Source organism: Brucella sp. LJL56 (assembly GCF_054871705.1).
On the sequence record NZ_JBTXLQ010000001.1, the window covers coordinates 828,256 to 845,798 of the forward strand.

Below are 17,543 nucleotides of genomic sequence, written 5' to 3' on the forward strand. Positions count from 1 at the left end.
GCGCTCTAACTTCTTCTATTTCAAGAATAATCTTATCGATCCTCGTTTCACTCCGGTCGGAATATGCTCTAGATCAGTCCGCCGCGTGAACGACTTGGAACGTTCGTGTTGAGGGTTTGTGGCCAAGGACTACTGTTCGCCACCTATACGCTCCATCCGGTTCGTCCGCCGTAGCCTGATGTGCTCCCGCTGCACCTACCATCGTTTGTTTGATCACCCTTCAACGCAACGATCTGACCAAGGCTCAGTCCGTGACGGTCGCCGCAATCGAGGAGCGACAACCAGACCTTGTCAAGGCCAGGGATGTCATCGAGAGTTTTCACAGCGTGCTGCTCCGCAAGTCTAAGGATGATCTGGAAATCGGAAGCGACCGTGCGGCGAAAGCCTCGTCGCGTCATTCGCCAACGGCACCATCCACGACAGAGCCGCGGTTCATAATCCAATCACCTCACAATGGTCCAGCGGTCAGACAGAAGGCCAAATCACCATGCTCAAGCTCATCAAACGGCAAGTATACGGGCGTGGGCAACTCCGCCTGATCAAGGCGGGTATCGTCGGAGCCGCCGATGTCATTGAGATTGCGTCAGAACCCTATTACAATGTCAATTGGCACTCGTTATGCAGAAGCGAATGTCCCAGTCATTTCAATAAAAGGCAATAGAATCAGAGGTTGTTTGCCTCTTTGTAACGTTCGATTGCCTTGTCCATTTCACCATCAAATATCACTTCACCATGATGAAAAACCAATCCGCGCGTGCAAATCGAGCGCAGCGTTGAAAAATCATGGGAGGCAAGAACTAATATTTCTGCTTTTTCGATCAGGTCAGTGATACGTTGCCGGGCTTTACCCATAAAGTTCGCATCGCCCGCCCCGATAACCTCGTCAAGCAGCAGAATGTCCCCGCCGACCGACGTCGAAATTGCAAATGCCAGACGCACTTGCATACCGGCCGAATAGGTCTTGATAGGATAATCGATAAACTCGCCGATATCGGCAAATTCAATAATCTCGGACTGAATCGACTTCATATATTTAGGCGTCAATCCAAGAAGCAGCCCACGGTAGAGAATATTTTCACGACCGCTCGCATCCGGTTCAAACCCAAGACTGATATCAAATAGAGAACGTACTGTGCCTTCTACCGTTCGCAAACCGGACGATATAGGATACAGACCTGCGAGCATCTTCAGAAACGTGCTCTTGCCCGCCCCGTTGTGACCCAGCAGACCAACACGTTCTCCGGGATGAATAGTGAGGTTGACCCCCTTCAAAGCGTGGATATCAGCGATTTTTATCCCATTCCCCGGCGTCAACACAGACGACAGCATGGTTTTGATGGATCGCTCTTTAAATGCAACGGACGCATAATGAAGATTGACGTCCCTAAGTTCGATACGATTTGTCATAGATAAAATATTACCCGCTTTTCTGCTTTGCGCCCCACAGCAATAGCGATCAACGAAAACACCAATGCCGTTCCGAAACACCACATGTAATTCGTCAGTGTTGGCCACTCACCGTGTAATAATGGCGCGCGCACGATCTGTAAAAGATGATAGATCGGATTGTAATCCAGCAGAGCGTGTAGATTACCACGCCTGAAGATGGAATCTTCAAAGTAAACAGGAGACACAAACCATATCGCCTGTAACATCAGCCCCAGAGCATGAGGCAAATCTCGAAACCGGGTGGAAAAATATGCCATTATGGTCGCCCACGGCCAAACAAATACTGCAAGTATGGGAAAAATCGTCAACGCAGCAAGCCAGCACCAACCAAAATTTTGGGGCATTACGACCAGAACCCAGCCAATCAAACTCACCGACGCAACAGCCAATATGATAAGGCCGGACAGTACATTTCTTAGCGTATAGATCGCCAAGGGATGTTTCGTCTGCTTGATATAAGCATCAGCCTGCACAAAGGCCATTGAGCCGCCGGTTACATTAAAGGCAATGTATTCCCATATAATCACACCCGACAGAATATAGGGCGCATACTCGGCCAGCGTCGAATTGAATATCTGGCTGAATACGATGGATATCAGGATGGTCAGCCCCAATGGCTGAAGCATAGACCAAAATATGCCAAAGAATGATCTCCGCCAGCGTGCGCGGAGATCAGATAAAACCAAATGGAACCAAAAATAACGGGCGGCCCATATACCTCTGGCGTATTCCATTCAAAAGCTCACTTTCAAAACTCAACTTTTCTTGTGATCGAAATATTGACAGATGGTGTCGCAAATATGATTTAGCTGTGGCTCGGTAAGCCCCGGATAACTCGGCAGGTTGACACCCTTCAGGCTTAAATCCTCACCGATAGGAAACAATTGGTTCGTTGCACAGTGAGGCATCAGATGCGCCATCGGGAAGAACGGTCGGGTTTCGACTTCCTGATCGGCCAGTTGCTTCCGCAACGGATCCCTATCTGCCGCGTCGTTCAGGATGATGGAACACATCCAGTACGAATGCTTGCCCTCACCCTGAAAATCGTGCGTCCTCAGCGGCAATCCTGACAGGCGGCGTGTGTAGAATTCAGCAACCTGTTTTTTCTTCTCAAGAAGAGTGTCGGCCATCTCCAGTTGAGCGAGACCGATTGCCGCTTCGATATTTGTCATGCGATAGTTGAACGCCAGCATATCGTGCCAATATTCGCGCGTTGCCGACACACCCTGACTTTTAAGGCGCCTCGCTCTCTCCATTGCCGATGGATCACGAACCAGCACCATCCCGCCTTCGCCGGTTGTAATGGTCTTGTTACCGAAGAAGCTAAAGCTTGCGGCATCACCAAAGGTTCCGACGTGCTGGTCTTTCCAGTATGTACCGAAAGCTTCCGCACAATCTTCAACAAGCAGAAGATTGTGTTCGCTACAGATTTTGACAATGGCATCCATATCGCACGGATGACCATACAGATGAACAGCCATCACAGCTTTTGTCTGCGGTGTTATTGCAGCGCGAATTGAGGCTGGATCGACCTGAAGTGTATTACTCAGAGAATCCACGAACACGGGCTTGGCGCCAGTTTGCATAATCGTGTTAACGGAAGCGATATATGTGAAACTGGGGACGATTACCTCGTCGCCCTGACCAATTCCAAGCGCTTCCAAAGCCAAATGGATAGCGACCGTTCCGTTGGCCACCGAGGTGGCCGAGCTTGCGCCGACATAGTCGGCGAAAGCGGATTCGAACTTCGAAATGAACTGGCCGCGAGAAGATATCCAGCCGGTCGTCAGGCACTCATTGACATACTGGGATACATTGCCTCCAAGGTGAGGCTCATATACTGGAATTCTTGACATGATCAATCTCGACGCACAGCGGACTGGTAGCCGTTTTCATTGAGGAATTTTTCACGTTCGGCGGACTTCAGATCTTCCGCCGCCATCTCTTGCACCAGTTCGCTGAAACTCGTTGCAGGGGACCAGCCAAGCTTCGCCTTTGCCTTCGATGCATCACCCAGCAGTGTTTCCACCTCGGCGGGACGGAAATAGCGGGGATCTACGGCAACGATGCATTCGCCGGTGGCTACATCATATCCCTTTTCATCCACGCCTTCGCCTTCCCAGCGAATGGAAATGCCCAGTTCGGCCGCAGCGAGTTCAACAAACTCTCTTACCGAATGCTGTTCACCAGTCGCGATCACGAAGTCTTCGGCCTGCTCCTGCTGAAGCATCAGCCACTGCATTTCCACGTAGTCCCGCGCATGACCCCAATCACGAAGCGCGTCGAGGTTGCCAAGAAACAGTGTTTTCTGAGTGCCAAGCTTAATCCGCGCCAATGCCCGTGTGATCTTGCGCGTCACAAAGGTTTCACCACGGTTCGGCGACTCATGGTTGAACAATATTCCGTTGCACGCATAGATGCCGTAGGCTTCACGATAGTTCACCGTAATCCAGTATGCGTACATCTTGGCAACAGCATAAGGAGACCGGGGATAAAACGGCGTCGTTTCTTTCTGAGGAATTTCCTGAACCAGCCCGTAAAGCTCGGAAGTGGATGCCTGATAGAAACGCGTTTTTTGGGTCAAACCAAGAATGCGGATAGCTTCAAGAATTCTAAGCGCACCAAGCGCATCGGAATTCGCGGTATACTCCGGCTCTTCAAACGAGACCGCAACGTGACTTTGTGCGGCAAGGTTATAAATCTCGTCCGGTTGCACAAGCTGGATAATGCGCATTAGGCTCGAGGAATCCGTCAGGTCGCCATGATGCAAGGTCAGATCATTGCCTGTATCATGCGGGTCGCTATAGAGATGATCAATTCTATCAGTGTTGAATAACGAGGTTCGCCGACGAACCCCATGCACAGAATAGCCTTTACCCAGCAGGAACTCTGCCAAGTAAGCGCCATCTTGGCCAGTTATTCCTGTTATGAGGGCGACTTTCTTAGTCATTACTTTCTCCATTAGAGACTTAATCAATTTTTCTGCACCAATGGCGCTTATACCCCCGACGTCACAAATTTCGAGCTCTATAGCCGCACCGGAGGATAAAGTCGACCCATTCCATGCATTAAGCATCAAGTGTATTGTTGACTGCGCATAACCTGACGGTGTCACTCTAGATGTCGACGGTTAATTCTGCTTATGTGACCGATCCTCAGAGTCCCTCCCGCACTTAGGAGCGTCTTTTGTCTGTATGAGCACTTAATCCCGAGATTGGACCGCCCGGAATTAGAGTTTCCGGCTCTCATCCCAATGGCGAGCTGATGACGCCACCGGGATTATGCAAGGCAATCGGCATGTTATATCCGATTGCCGAATGAGAACGATCCTCATTGGAATGTCTATGCCAATTCTCCAACCTTTCGCGCGCCTTCAAACTTTACGAACCAGTGCGCGTTCAAGCACTCCGCACGATGCATGAAAATCTGCTGATGATTTTTTAAATTCTTCCATCGTATTCATTCTGCGTTGCCTCGTTGATCCTGTGCTAAAACTCCAAGGAGATCCAGATGGTCCCGCGCTACGTGCCGTCAGCTTCTCTGCTTCAACACGCTTTCGTAAAACCCATGTTGTGCTGTTAACAGATCATTTCTGTTCTCAAGAGCCCACAGTATTTAATCAGCTAGAGCACGCCAATCCATCCCATTGAAGGTGGTCAATTCATACAGCGTTTGACCTGCCACTGAGAATTTCCTCCAGAATAGATTAGAGTCCGGCCCATGACAGGACGGACGAATGAAGAAGCAGCGATTTACGGAAGAGCAGATTATTGCGGTGCTGAAGGAGCAGGTGGCCGAACAGATGCTGGATGTGGCCGCACTTCGCGCGCTTCTCGCAAAAAAATGGTAGGGCCTGCCGCCAAGCGTGACGCCGTTGCACATCTAAAGGACATAATGGGTCTTTCGGAGCGACGGGCCTGCCAGATTATGTCGGCTGATCGCAAGATGATCCGCTATCGGTCCTGCCGACCGCCGGAGGTCGAATTGCGAGCAAAGTTGCGCGATCTCGCCAATGAGCGGCGACGTTTCGGGTATCGGAGGCTGTTCATCCTGCTTCGATGGGATGGAGAGCCGTCCGGCGTCAACCGCATCTACCGGCTGTATCGCGAGGAAGGTCTTTCCGTTCGCAAGCGCAAAGCGAGGCGGCGTGCTGTGGGTTCACGTGCGCCGATACTGGTCGAAGCGAAGGCCAATGCACGTTGGTCATTGGATTTCGTCCACGACCAACTCGCCTGCGGACGACGATTTCGCGTGCTTAATGTCGTCGATGATGTGACGCGGGAATGTCTGGCGGCAATCCCCGATACATCAATCTCAGTACGTCGCGTTGCCCGAGAACTCACAGCGCTCATCGAACGACGCGGCAAGCCCGGCATGGTTGTTCGGACAACGGCACGGAACTCACCCCAAATGCGATCTTTGCTTGGTCGAAGGATCACAAGGTTGAGTGGCACTATATCGCGCCAGGAAAGCCTGTTCTTCGGCCTCGATCACGCCCGGAGCGCAATCGCCCAATGGGCCGACGATTATAACAATTTCCGGCCACACTCGTCGCTCGGATACCAAACACCGGCGGTCTATGCTGGATCCATCGCCGCAACCGGCTCTAACGCTACGTAAAATGAAGCCTACGCGTTTCCGCCGATTGCTACCACCGCGCCATTCGGCCTATCAAAAATGCCGGTTCTCTAATTGCAGCCGGATGAAAGCTCAGTGGCAGGTCAGTGCGGGTATCCGTCATCTGGAGCCGACACGAAACCGCAATTCACAAGAATCGGCATGTGTCATAGCTCTGTGCCACAGTGAAGTGCACATCCGGCGAATATGAAAATAATGAGGATTCCCAGCCAGAGGGAAACTTGAGTGAAATAAATAAGCCTTAGATTTCACTTACATTTCATGGCTGGGGCGCCTGGATTCGAACCAGGGAATGCCGGTACCAAAAACCGGTGCCTTACCGCTTGGCTACGCCCCAACAAATCAAACCGAAGCAATCGGTTGCGCGGCCTTATAACCGCTTCGAAACCCAAGCGCAATCGCCTAATAGCGAAATCCCGCGCAAGCTAACAGGCTCTGTGAAAAACCTTTTCAACCACATATTGCCGTCGCCAGTTCCTCAAATTGAAAGCGCCGATTTGCGTCCAGCCCCAAAGCTGCTACTTCCTGTAGATGGGTGTATTTTCGGTATTCGCTATGCTGTTTTTGTTAATTTCGTTTCTCGTCAGCGCCACCTTGTGCGGCATCGGTCTCTATCTGCTGAACCGGTTGTTACCCGCGCGCTTTCTCGCGGCACGGATGAGTTCGCGGTCCAACCATACGACAGTAGCACGACAGATCGGCGGGCTGGCGCTCATTCCTTCAATCATCGTGACGCTGCTGATCTTCGCCCCTGATCTTGAAGTCAATGCACGTCTGGCGCTTTTCCTTTCCGGAGCCTCGTTGCTGCTCTGGATCATCGGCGGGTTAGATGACCGCTATGAGCTTTCGGAAATCATCCGGCTGGGATCACAATTCGTCGCCGCCGGACTGGTTATTTATGGCCTGGGACCGGAATTTCGGCTGCTACCCGAGCTCCTGCCTCACTGGCTTGAAGCGACGCTGATTGTCTTTGCACTGGTGGTCGCAATCAACGTCACCAACTTCATGGACGGTCTCGACCTCATGACCGCAGCGGGCATAGGGCTGCCACTGGCTGGCATCGGCATTCTGGCCGCGCTCGGTCTGGCCGGGCTGGAAAGCGGCGGCATCGGCATCATCGCAGCCGGTGGGATTCTTGGCTTTGCCCTCTTCAATCGTCCACCGGCAACGGTCTTTCTAGGTGATTCAGGAAGCTTGCCGCTCGGTTTGATCACGGGCACTGCACTGATCCTGCTCGCGCGCGAAACACATATCACCGTCGCGCTGATCCTGCCGCTTTATTACATTCTCGATGCAGGTACGACCATCGTGATGCGTTTGGGCCAGGGCGAGAATATCCTGAAGGCGCATTCCAAGCACGCCTATCAGACGGCGAAGCGCTCCGGCTGGAGCGTGCCGAAGGTCGTCGGCCACGTGGCGTTCCTGAATCTGATTCTCATTGCCTGTGCCACAGCGTTGCTCGCGCTGGATCACACAATCACCCAGGTCGCCTTCCTGCTTGTGGGCGTGGTGGCGACGCTGGTTTTGTTGCTGGATTTTCGCGGACGCTTCAGGAAGCTATAACGTCGAACAGAATCTTGCGGACAGCATCGACGTCACCGCTTTCCATGGCAATACGCAGTGCCGTGAGGCTGGCTGGAACATCTACCGCGGCCTTCTTCCCCTGCGGGGCGCGCATGATCTTCGGGTGCCGTGTCGACTTTGCCTGTGAAGGATCATAGAAGAGTTCTTCGTACATCTTCTCGCCTTCACGAATCCCTGTCACTTCAATGGCGATATCACCGTGCGGGTTCTCGTTACTCCGGACGGTCAGACCTGCCAGCAGGATCATATTCTCGGCCAGATCGCGAATCTTCACCGGCTCGCCCATCTCCAGCAGAACCGTGTCGCCGGATTCGGCGATGCCGCCTGACTGTACGATAAGCTCGGCTGCTTCCTTGATCGACATGAAATAGCGGGTCATATCGTCATGCGTCAGCGTAATCGGACCGCCATCGGCAATCTGTTCGCGGAAAAGCGGAACCACCGAACCGTTCGACCCAAGCACATTGCCAAAACGGACGGAATAAAAAGCCTTCTTTTTTCCGGATTGTTCGGCGAGCTTACCGCAATAATAAACGACCAGTTCGGCCCAACGCTTGGTTGCACCCATCACATTCGTAGGCCGCACCGCTTTATCGGACGAGATGAGCACCATCCGTTCAACGTCTGTGTTGAGTGCAGCCTGTGCCACTTCCAATGTACCGAAAACATTGTTGAAGATACCGATTAGCGGATTCTTCTCTACGAGAGGCACGTGCTTGTAAGCTGCGCAATGATAGACCGTATCGACATTGTAATCGCGAATGGCTTTTTCGACACAGGCCCGGTCTCGGACCGAACCCAGGATTGGCACGATTTCGCAACTGGCTATCTGTCTCAACTGCCTGTCTATATTGTAAAGTGCGAATTCGCTGGATTCGAACAAGACCACGCAGGCGGGGTTCCATTGCGAAATGGTGCGACAGAGCTGACTGCCGATGGAGCCTCCGGCTCCCGTCACCATGATATGCCGGCCTTCTACCACTTCTCGCAGGAGAGCTGCATCCGGAGGCACAGGTGAACGGCCAAGCAGATCATCGATCTCCACATTGCGAAGAGAACTGACCAGATATTTGCCTGCCGTCAGATCGGCGATCGGCGGGAGAATGCGCGTATTGACCGGAAGACGCCCCAGAAGGCGCGCGAAATCCTGACGCTGTTTCTGTTCCAGCGCCGGCTCGGACACAACCACCTGCTTGATACCGTAATTGTCGATCAGCGCGGGAATGTCTTCCACCCCATAGACACGCAACCCAATAATATCCATACCGTTGAGCTGGCCATCAGGATCGACAAAGCCGACAACCAATGTGTCGCTATGGCTGCGAAGCGCCGTTGCCAACTGGCGAGCGGGCTCACCAACGCCGATGATCAATGCGGAACTTGTATACCGTTTGTCCGACTCGGAACTACGCAGAAGCCATTTCGCACCGAAACGGCTGGCGGAGATGAAAACCGTACTCAAAAGCCAGTAAAGCAAGGGGACAGAACGCGGCAGACCTGTGCTGCCATAAAGTTCCATGAGGAATACGAGCGCGACCCAGAACAGCGAACCAATAGCAGTCGCTTGAAAAATCGGCCAGATCGCGCGTTCCGCGAGATAGCGGATAATGGCACGATAAAGTCCGAAACGGACAAAAACCGGAATTGCCAGAATAGGCGCGATGAAAATCAGGAACGTTTGTCCTTCGTTCGGCACAAAAACGAAACCGAGACGTATAACAAAAGCGAGATAGGCACTCAGCAGCAGCAAAATACAGTCGCTCAGCATCAGAATGATCTGTTTGCTGGCGCGGGGCAAAAGCGCCAATCTCTGCCATGGATATTTCAAACTCATACGCGTGTTATCCCGCTCTCTATTAGAGAGAAATACCGGAACGATTCCAGCGCCATAAGGCTGTTTATACTACTATTGGGGACTAAAGTTTAGTCAATCCCTTCGCGGCTTTCGATGCGGTATAGCTGCGAAGAATTCTAATTTCCCGCCACCGTTAACATGAGTCCTCCGGCAGAACTATATCAATTGCCGTTGCGAGGGCTTAACAAACATCTTTTGACGAAATTACGGCCCGTAAACAGTATTTTGGCAGTCGTGCGGGCCAATCCGCCGCACCCTTCATTAGAGCGCGTTTCAATCTGACTGGATCATATCCGTGCTCTGAGCTTTTCCGTCCAACGCATAATCCTATTGATCCTCGTTTCACTCCGGTCGGATTATGCCCTAGGCGATTATGATGTCACTGCGAATGCTTCGCCAGTTCGTGCCATCCGAATAGACCATTTCCGCACCGGATGGGGCATTGGGGACAAAAACCATTGCACCCGCACCATGGCTTCCGGCAGAAGGTAGCGCTGTAACGGCATAGGACGCAGGACGGATTGGGCCGTCAACGTGAAGCCGGGTTTGTGGCCAGATCGAGCCCACTGCAACATTGCCGGTCGCGTGATCTATCCTTATCGCCTCTCGCCATTGTCCTGCGTCGCTGCTCACCTTCACACTGAAATCGTTGCTGCCGTTCAGCCCCATTTCGGCAAAACCGGTCCAGTTCGTCTGATACAGAAGGCTTGCCGTATCCGTGACCGTTTGCTTGTTAACCTTCACCTGATGTCCTGCACCGGCATTGTTGAACAGGCTGGCATCCGACGAGATGGCGAGGCGGTTGACCGTATCGGCAATGGCATGAACGCCCAGCATGGACAAGGACAGGCTCTCCGGGACCGACGAAACGCCCTTCCAGAGTGCGCCGTCGAAAACCAGCAGTTGTGCTTCGTCCTCGACATAGGCCTGCCAGCCGATCGCCGGCGTAACGAACAGCCATCCGCCATCAATGAAAGATGCAATTGCGCCGTCTTTTCCGACCCATGCCCCGGCAGCCGCTGCAGCCACGAGATAGCGATCTCCGCCGAGAGGTGTTTCGGGCGCTTCGGCTCGGAACCGCGATCTGACGCTCAGATGCACGACGGCATCGAGCAGCCGCAACGCCTCATTGTGGGTGACATGTTTCTGCGCCTGGCTGGGCAGGATATAGGGTAACTTCAGATTTGGGGTTTGGTCCATGAACAACTCCTCGCAATGGATGGTGCGAGGAGTCTAATGGGTCTGCTCGTCAAGAGGATAAGTCTGGATCAGCTTCCGCGATAGGTCGAATATGACCACGGGCTGACAAGCAATGGCACATGGTAATTGCCGTCAGAATCGGCAATTGCGAAGCGGATCGGAATGAGGTCGAGGAAAGGCGGGTTAGCCTGTTCCGCACCGCGTCCCTCAAAATATTCGGCAACATGGAACTGCAACTCGTAAGTGCCGATGCGCAATTCATCGCCGGAAAGCAAAGGCGCGTCCGTGCGTCCGTCGAGATTGGTCACCGTCCGCTTGAGGAGTTCAGAAACGCCGTTTGTGGCAATACGATAAAGCTCAATGCGCATCGCCGCCGCTGGACTGCCGTGGGCAGTGTCGAGAACATGTGTGGAAAGTTTACCCATAATATCCCTCGATAAAACTCAGGCAGGTTGCGTCGTTTCAATGCGGTAGGCGGTATCGGAGAAGAAAAACTCCTCCAGATTGTCTTCCTTGCCTGCCCGGTCGACAATCAGAAAATCGGATTTCTGCTCAAGCGCCAGTAGCGGGTGGTGCCACACATTGCGCAGATAATTGACGCCCTGATCACCGCGCGCAAGGAAAACACGCGGACGAGCAGGCTTGCCGCCGGCATCTTCGGCGACCACCACAAGGAACGGCCTGCCGTTTAACGGAATGAATGCCTGCGAGCCGAAAGGATGGCGTTCCATCATGACGATATCGATTGGTGCCTCGAACGACTGTCCCCGAAAGATATTGACGAGAACCCTTGCTTCAGTGCCGGCAGCTTCGACACGGGCGAGATCGTGATACCGCTCCGTGGTGCCATTGTTGATCAGGCGAAGCTCGGCTCCTTCCGTCTCGATGACATCGCCAAATGGCGCAAAGGTGTCCTTTGTCAGCGGTTCGACCACCAGAGTTTCGATGTGCAAATCATCCTCCCCGTAAAATCAGATTGCTTATAGCGACAAAGCTTGGCGATGGACCTCCTGTCAATTGCGAAGCAGTTTCAACCGAAACAAAAGAAGCCGGGCAAAGACCCGGCTTCCATCAAGCAAACTTTTAAAAATTCAGCGCTTCAGAAGCGACATCACCGCTGGCACACCGCAGGCGGCGAGTGCGAGTTTCACCAGATCACCGACGATAAAGGCGCCGAAGCCGAAGGCAATGGCTTTTTCAAGACCGAAGAGATAGGCCATCCAGCCTGCTCCCATCACAAGAATGACGGCTTCGGCGAGCAACATTGCGCCGCCGAGAGCGAAAGGATTACGCGCCAGCCCCTTATCGGCAGCACGCCCGACAATCCATGCCGCAGCGAGATAAGAGAGCAGGTAACCACCCGTCGGGCCGACCATATAGGCAAGACCGATGCCTTTTTCCGGCGTTCCGGTGAAGACCGGCATGCCGAGAGCGCCTTCAAGCAGATAAAGAGCGACGGTAGCGACAGCAAGCCGTGAACCGTAAAGTGCTGACATTGCAAAGAGAGCGAAGGTCTGCATCGTCACATTGACGTAGACCAGATCAACCTTGATCTTGGCAGAAATGGCAAGAACAGCCGTTCCGATCAGCGCAAGACCAACAAACCAGAAAGCGCGGGCCAGTTGTCTGGTGGACAGATATTCAGCAGCGAGAGAGGCGGTGGCAACGCGAGACTTTGCTCTATGGGACATATCCAACTCCACTTCTTGAACGCGGTACATCGGCACCGAATGGCGAAATGTCATTTCCAGGCCGAACATACCGCGCGCGATTGTCGGTGCGCGTGACTGTTCAGGTTTGCAACCCGACTATATAAGGCCTATGCCGTTTCATCAATCAAACCAAAGAAGAATGGAAGCCGCTTCAATGGCGCTTGTTTTCGACAGCAGTTTCACGCCACAATATGGGAAATCGGTTGAACTGAGTAAAGGCATTTTGCGCCTCACTGCCAACAATCCGAGCGCTTTCACCTTTCACGGCACCAACAGCTATATTATCGGCACGGATACGCTGGCGATCATTGATCCAGGCCCGGAAGATGACGCGCATTACAACACCCTGATCACGGCCATTGCCGGCCGGCCGGTTAGCCACATCTTCGTCAGCCACACCCATCGCGATCATTCGCCCTTGGCACAGCGCCTGAAGGACGAACTGGGGGCTCGCACCGTTGCCGAAGGACCGCATCGCCCTGCCCGTCCCTATTATGCAGGCGAAGTGAACATGCTCGAAGCGAGCGCCGATACGGATTTCATTCCGGATATCGTGCTGGCCGATGGAAACGCGATCGAAGGCGACGGCTGGGCATTGGAGGGCTTGCATACGCCGGGGCATGCCGCAAATCACATGGCGTTCGGCCTGAAGGGAACGGGCGTTCTTTTTTCCGCCGACCATGTCATGGCCTGGGCGACATCCATCGTTGCACCGCCTGACGGCTCGATGAACGACTATATGGCCTCGCTAGAGAAGCTGCTGGCGCGCGACGACAAGGTCTATCTGCCGGGGCATGGCGGCGCAGTCACCAAACCAGCCGCTTTCGTTCGCGGCCTGCGTGCACATCGCAAGATGCGCGAACGCGCCATTTTCGAGCGCGTTCTGCAGGGCGACCGGACAATCAGCGACATGGTGAAAGTGATCTATCGCGAGACCGATCCGCGACTGCATGGTGCCGCAGCGTTGTCCGTTTTGGCACATCTGGAAGATCTGGTCGGACGTGGAGAGGTTAAGACCGACGGCTATCCATCGATCGAGAATATCTATCTTCCCGGCTGATTATTCCACGTCGGCCGGAGCCTTGTTGACCTCACCTTCCAGCGTGCCCAGAAAATCGGTGATGAAGCCTGCATTCTGCCCCATGTCGCGTTTGCCATAACGTGACAGCGAACGCACATCGACATAGGTGGTTTCGCCTTCGTCGAGCAGCCGGATGACGATGTCACTTTTCAGACCCAGAATGAAACTATGAGCCGTCACAGCAAACCTTGTTGCATTCTGCTCCGGCGAAGGAGCATTGCGCGCAATCTCCTGCCATCCAAATGTCTTGAGGACCGTCTCGACCCCTTGCGCAACACGGTCAGGTGCTGCTTCGTAGCGGCGTCCGACCACATCGGGATAGGCGGTCAACTGGGTCAGCGCATCGCCACTCACTGCCACTGTCAGCGGATTCATCCATTGCAGGCGTGGCGGCATATGGGATGGAAATTGCGGCGGCGTTTCGAAATCCGTGGAGAGATCGTAAAGTGGCGGTGAAGCATACCACAGTGCAGTCACCAGTCCGACCGGAAGCAATACGGCAAAGGCAAAAACACCGCCCCAGAAGGAACGCCCGCCGCCCTTGTCACCATTGACCCAAAGGTTGCGAAAACCTTTTGCAGCGCAAAGAAGAGCCAGAGCGGCAAGACCGGCGCTCAATCCGGCAACTAGCACCAGATCCGGTGTCTCCAGCGTCCAGAAGCGGTGCAGAAGAAATGCCAATGCAAGCAGCACAACCGCAAAAATGCCGAGGCGAAGCGACCAGACCGCAGAGCGCGACTGACGTCGCTGGTAGCGAAGTTTTCTCATACGGTCTCCGAGAGCATTTCCGGCTTTTACTGAATCATTGGAAATGCTGTTTCTCTCTGTTTTCACGCAGTATGAATAGCAGAGAGATTTTCACACGGCAAAACTTCAGCATAGAAATTCAAGCTCCCCGCCTGTGTTGTGCATGACGGGGAGCTTGTCTCGGCGATATGGATCAGTAACGCGCGTCTTTCGGCTTCTTCGTATTCGGCCAGTCCTTCACCTTACCCGCGAAATCAGGCCGCGGCATATGAGTGAAATATTCAGACACGTCGATGGCTTCCTGATCCGTCAGAACACCCCCCTGCCCTATGGGAAGATTGTAGTTCTGGGCAGGAGGCATTGCATATTTGACGAGCTGCGCCGCCTTGTAGGTGCGCGCCAGTCCAGCTCCGATATTGAAGCTTTCATCCCCCCAGAGCGGCGGGAAGATGTAATCGCCAGCCTGATCCTTCATACCCTCGCCATCGGCCCCATGACAGGTTGAACATTGCGCAGCATAGATTTTCGCACCATTGACCGGATCTGGAACCAGGCTTTCGTCAATAGGACCGGCATTGCGGATCGCTACTTTCGTGCCCTTCTTCACATCCTGCCGCAGCCAGTCCATATAGGCGACCATCGCCATCATGTCGGCTCCATCAGGCGGCAAAGGCTTGCCGTTCATCGAACGCTGGAAACAGCCATTGATGCGCATGACCAGATCGACTTCCTTGCCCGCGCGGGGCATGACAGCGGGATAGAAGTTGCTGCTGTTGATATAGGAGGCAACATTGTCGATCTTGCCCTGCCCCATGTGACAGGAATTGCAGTTCAGGCCGTTGCCAACATTGTCGGGCAGAAGTCGCGCTGTTTCGTTGAGCAGCCGTTTGCCATGCATGATTTCGGACGCATTCGGCTGTTTGAGAATGTCACGATCCGGCGGGATGACGTAGGTTCCGACCTGGTTCTTGTCCTTATCCAGAACCGCATAGGCCTTCGGAGCGGGAGCGTCCAGTGAGGGGCGCAAATGATTGAAGAGGAAAGCGCCGCCCGTTACCGCCACGGCAAAACCGGCGCCTAGAACGATAATCGTACTGGTCTTCATTGCTTGTTCTCCGGAACGTAATGGACGGGCTTGTGAGCAATTTCACGCCGCATGCGTGCGATATCCTGCTCCGTGATGGCAGCGCCGTGGTTGCCCCAGCCGTTGCGAATGAAATTGAGGATTTCGGCGACCTGCCAGTTCGGAAGATTGGCGAAGCCCGGCATGGTGAAAGCCATCTTGTCCGCTGGCGTGTCAGGCGTCCTTCCCCCGGTCAGCGTGACCTGAATGAGCGAGCTTGGATCATCGGCAAAGACAATCGAGTTGCCAGCAAGCGCCGGATAAATGCGGGGCGCACCCTTGCCGTCCATACGATGGCAGACCGAACATTGCTCGACATAAGACAAAGCGCCCGGCGCATTGAAATCTCCCGCCTTGAGTGCTGCTGTCGTCACGTCTTCCTTCGGCTGCCATTCACGCTCGCGTCCTTCGCTCGGTGGCAGTGACTTCAGGTAGCGGGCAATCGCACGCAAATCATCTTCCGCAAGATATTGGGTCGAGTGCTGCACGACATCGGCCATCGAGCCGAATGCCGCTGTGCGATCAGTACGCCCGGTCTTGAGGAAGGTGACGATCTCGTCTTCGGCCCAGGTCGAAAGCCCCGTATCCTGATCGCGCAGGTTCTTCGCATACCAGCCTTCCAGAACCGAGCCGGACAGGAACTTGCCTTTCGGATCGTTCTTCACTGCTTTTTCTTCATAGGCGAGACCGCGCGGTGTGTGGCATGCGCCGCAATGGCCCAGCCCCTCGACCAGATAAGCGCCGCGGGCGATCACCGGATCGGTATCGGCTGCAATCTCGAACGGTCGCGAATTTCCGAAAAAGAGCTGCCAGTAAGCGAGCGGCCAGCGCATATTGGTCGGCCATGGCAAGGTGCTGGGCTGGTTATCCTGCTTTACCGGCTCCACCTTCGACATGAAGAACGCATAAAGCGCCTTCATGTCCTCGTCGTCCACAACTGTATAGGACACAAATGGCATTGCCGGATAAAGATGAACATTATCCTGACGCACACCCTGCCGCACCGCACGTTCGAAATCGGCATAGCTGTAACCGCCGATACCGGTTTTGCTGTCTGGTGTGATGTTCGTTGAATAAATCGTGCCAAGCGGTGTCTGCATGCCCAGCCCGCCCGCAAACGCCTTGCCTCCCGGTGCCGTATGGCAAGCAGCGCAGTCGCCCGCATGGGCGATATATTCGCCTTTTTCGATCAAAGCCTTGTCGGTGACATCAACGGTGCTTTCTTGTCTGGCAATCAGCCAATGGGGTGTTGAAAGCGCAAAGAGCCAGGCTGCGGCTAACGCACCTGCGCCGCCGACCGCCGCTTTCCAGATCAGTTTCATGTGCCCTCCGACACCAATTCCTTCGTGATGGGCAAAGGGTCGAAGATTCGCGAGGAAAGAGCATTGACCGCGATCAAAACCTATCGGGATCAATGTTTAGCTATCTATGAAAGCATGAGCTAATGCACGTTTAGCGTGCTTGATAGATCGGGCAAATCGCATTAGGGGCAGCACCCTCCTGGAGCGCAACTCGATCTGATTGCATCGGATTGGCGTGCCAATTGTTTGTTCAACGCGCATCAGATCCGAAAACCGTTTCACACTTTTCGGGATGCGTTCTTAGCCTGCAAAGATCACCAGCTTTAAGAATAAGTGAGAAAAAGCTAGGTAAATCAAATAAAAAGACATTGCAGCAACCGCTAACAGAAGGCATGATTGCATATATGGGGGCTTTTAATGCAATCGTCGGAGAGGACGGAATGGATCGCGCCCTTCAAAATGGCAACCAGTCATCGGACGGCACAGCCGCAGACGACACGATGACGCTTGAGGCCGTCGAACTGGAGTTCGCGCTCGGAGCCATTGACGTACTGATCGAAGGTTTTGATTCCGCGCTTGCCAAGGCTGCCGAACGGGTCGGCGGTGAAGTTCTTTTTAATATGCCTGCTCTCGATACCAGCGAAGCACAACGCATCGGTGCAATCGCCATTGCCGGGCAACCGGAAGATCAGGTCATATTCGTCACATTGCGCAACGACGGCACAACCTTGTCCATCGAACCGCCAACAGGTGAAAATGCCGTTTTCGAAAGTCTCGGCCGTAACTACGCCGCCGTCATGAAAAGTCTTTCTCCAAAGGAAAAAGTCAACGGCGCCTGATCTGTTGGAGCGGT

Annotated in this window: 15 protein-coding genes, 1 tRNA gene and 2 pseudogenes; 5 read left to right on the top strand and 13 right to left on the bottom strand. The window is 53.8% G+C overall.

Annotated elements, in window-relative coordinates:
• Window positions 1–663: 663 nt before the first annotated feature.
• From ACYSN1_RS04090 to gmd, 4 genes are read right to left on the bottom strand one after another with little or no spacing between them, the layout of a single operon-like run.
• Window positions 664–1,407 (bottom strand): ABC transporter ATP-binding protein, encoded by a 744-nt coding sequence (locus tag ACYSN1_RS04090; RefSeq protein WP_461724510.1) that lies wholly within the window; start codon window positions 1,405–1,407, stop codon window positions 664–666.
• Window positions 1,404–2,183 (bottom strand): ABC transporter permease, encoded by a 780-nt coding sequence (locus ACYSN1_RS04095; RefSeq protein ID WP_461724511.1) that lies wholly within the window; start codon window positions 2,181–2,183, stop codon window positions 1,404–1,406. The genes ACYSN1_RS04090 and ACYSN1_RS04095 overlap by 4 nt, the downstream gene beginning before the upstream one ends.
• A 21-nt stretch (window positions 2,184–2,204) precedes the next feature.
• Complete coding sequence (locus tag ACYSN1_RS04100; RefSeq protein WP_461724512.1) at window positions 2,205–3,305, bottom strand: DegT/DnrJ/EryC1/StrS family aminotransferase; 1,101 nt, start codon at window positions 3,303–3,305, stop codon at window positions 2,205–2,207.
• Between the two features lie 2 nt (window positions 3,306–3,307).
• On the bottom strand, window positions 3,308–4,399 hold the full coding sequence (gene gmd / locus ACYSN1_RS04105) for a GDP-mannose 4,6-dehydratase (RefSeq protein ID WP_461724513.1): 1,092 nt from the start codon (window positions 4,397–4,399) through the stop codon (window positions 3,308–3,310).
• A gap of 822 nt (window positions 4,400–5,221) precedes the next feature.
• Between gmd and ACYSN1_RS04110 the strand changes: the two are divergent.
• Together ACYSN1_RS04110 and ACYSN1_RS04115 are read left to right on the top strand one after the other, a co-directional pair.
• Window positions 5,222–5,924 (top strand): annotated as a pseudogene (locus ACYSN1_RS04110) (DDE-type integrase/transposase/recombinase); the annotation flags it as partial.
• Window positions 5,896–6,069: pseudogene (locus tag ACYSN1_RS04115) on the top strand (integrase core domain-containing protein); the annotation flags it as partial. The pseudogenes ACYSN1_RS04110 and ACYSN1_RS04115, both read left to right, overlap by 29 nt.
• A 280-nt stretch (window positions 6,070–6,349) precedes the next feature.
• Here the strand turns inward: ACYSN1_RS04115 and ACYSN1_RS04120 are convergent.
• Window positions 6,350–6,424, bottom strand: a tRNA-Gln gene (locus ACYSN1_RS04120).
• Between the two features lie 218 nt (window positions 6,425–6,642).
• On the opposite strand from ACYSN1_RS04120, the gene ACYSN1_RS04125 reads away from it, so the two are divergent.
• A complete protein-coding gene (locus ACYSN1_RS04125) occupies window positions 6,643–7,650 on the top strand; it encodes an MraY family glycosyltransferase (RefSeq protein ID WP_461724514.1) in 1,008 nt (335 codons plus the stop codon).
• On the opposite strand, the gene ACYSN1_RS04130 is transcribed toward ACYSN1_RS04125, so the two are convergent.
• The 5 genes from ACYSN1_RS04130 to ACYSN1_RS04150 all read right to left on the bottom strand — a co-directional run bounded on the left by ACYSN1_RS04130 (window position 7,637) and on the right by ACYSN1_RS04150 (window position 12,417).
• The gene (locus tag ACYSN1_RS04130; protein WP_461724515.1) at window positions 7,637–9,505 is read right to left on the bottom strand and encodes a polysaccharide biosynthesis protein; all 1,869 of its coding nucleotides are present in this window, start codon (window positions 9,503–9,505) and stop codon (window positions 7,637–7,639) included. The two genes, ACYSN1_RS04125 and ACYSN1_RS04130, sit on opposite strands and share 14 nt — an antisense overlap.
• 384 nt (window positions 9,506–9,889) lie before the next feature.
• Window positions 9,890–10,726: a DUF2793 domain-containing protein gene (locus ACYSN1_RS04135; RefSeq protein WP_461724516.1), complete on the bottom strand. Its 837-nt coding sequence runs from the start codon at window positions 10,724–10,726 to the stop codon at window positions 9,890–9,892.
• Between the two features lie 68 nt (window positions 10,727–10,794).
• Complete coding sequence (gene uraH / locus ACYSN1_RS04140; RefSeq protein ID WP_461724517.1) at window positions 10,795–11,151, bottom strand: hydroxyisourate hydrolase; 357 nt, start codon at window positions 11,149–11,151, stop codon at window positions 10,795–10,797.
• An 18-nt stretch (window positions 11,152–11,169) separates the two neighbouring features.
• A complete protein-coding gene (locus ACYSN1_RS04145) occupies window positions 11,170–11,679 on the bottom strand; it encodes an ureidoglycolate lyase (RefSeq protein ID WP_461724518.1) in 510 nt (169 codons plus the stop codon).
• Between the two features lie 138 nt (window positions 11,680–11,817).
• A complete protein-coding gene (locus tag ACYSN1_RS04150; RefSeq protein ID WP_461724519.1) occupies window positions 11,818–12,417 on the bottom strand; it encodes a biotin transporter BioY in 600 nt (199 codons plus the stop codon).
• A gap of 175 nt (window positions 12,418–12,592) precedes the next feature.
• On the opposite strand from ACYSN1_RS04150, the gene ACYSN1_RS04155 reads away from it, so the two are divergent.
• The gene (locus ACYSN1_RS04155) at window positions 12,593–13,498 is read left to right on the top strand and encodes an MBL fold metallo-hydrolase (RefSeq protein ID WP_461724520.1); all 906 of its coding nucleotides are present in this window, start codon (window positions 12,593–12,595) and stop codon (window positions 13,496–13,498) included.
• Here the strand turns inward: ACYSN1_RS04155 and ACYSN1_RS04160 are convergent, their stop codons facing one another.
• From ACYSN1_RS04160 to ACYSN1_RS04170, 3 genes are all read right to left on the bottom strand, one after another.
• Complete coding sequence (locus tag ACYSN1_RS04160; protein WP_461724521.1) at window positions 13,499–14,287, bottom strand: DUF1499 domain-containing protein; 789 nt, start codon at window positions 14,285–14,287, stop codon at window positions 13,499–13,501.
• Window positions 14,288–14,459: 172 nt separating this feature from the next.
• On the bottom strand, window positions 14,460–15,371 hold the full coding sequence (locus ACYSN1_RS04165; RefSeq protein ID WP_461724522.1) for a c-type cytochrome: 912 nt from the start codon (window positions 15,369–15,371) through the stop codon (window positions 14,460–14,462).
• Window positions 15,368–16,711 (bottom strand): c-type cytochrome, encoded by a 1,344-nt coding sequence (locus ACYSN1_RS04170; RefSeq protein ID WP_461724523.1) that lies wholly within the window; start codon window positions 16,709–16,711, stop codon window positions 15,368–15,370. The genes ACYSN1_RS04165 and ACYSN1_RS04170 overlap by 4 nt, the downstream gene beginning before the upstream one ends.
• Before the next feature lie 419 nt (window positions 16,712–17,130).
• On the opposite strand from ACYSN1_RS04170, the gene ACYSN1_RS04175 reads away from it, so the two are divergent.
• Window positions 17,131–17,529, top strand: coding sequence for a hypothetical protein (locus ACYSN1_RS04175; RefSeq protein WP_461725273.1), 399 nt, complete (start codon window positions 17,131–17,133; stop codon window positions 17,527–17,529).
• Window positions 17,530–17,543: the final 14 nt, after the last annotated feature.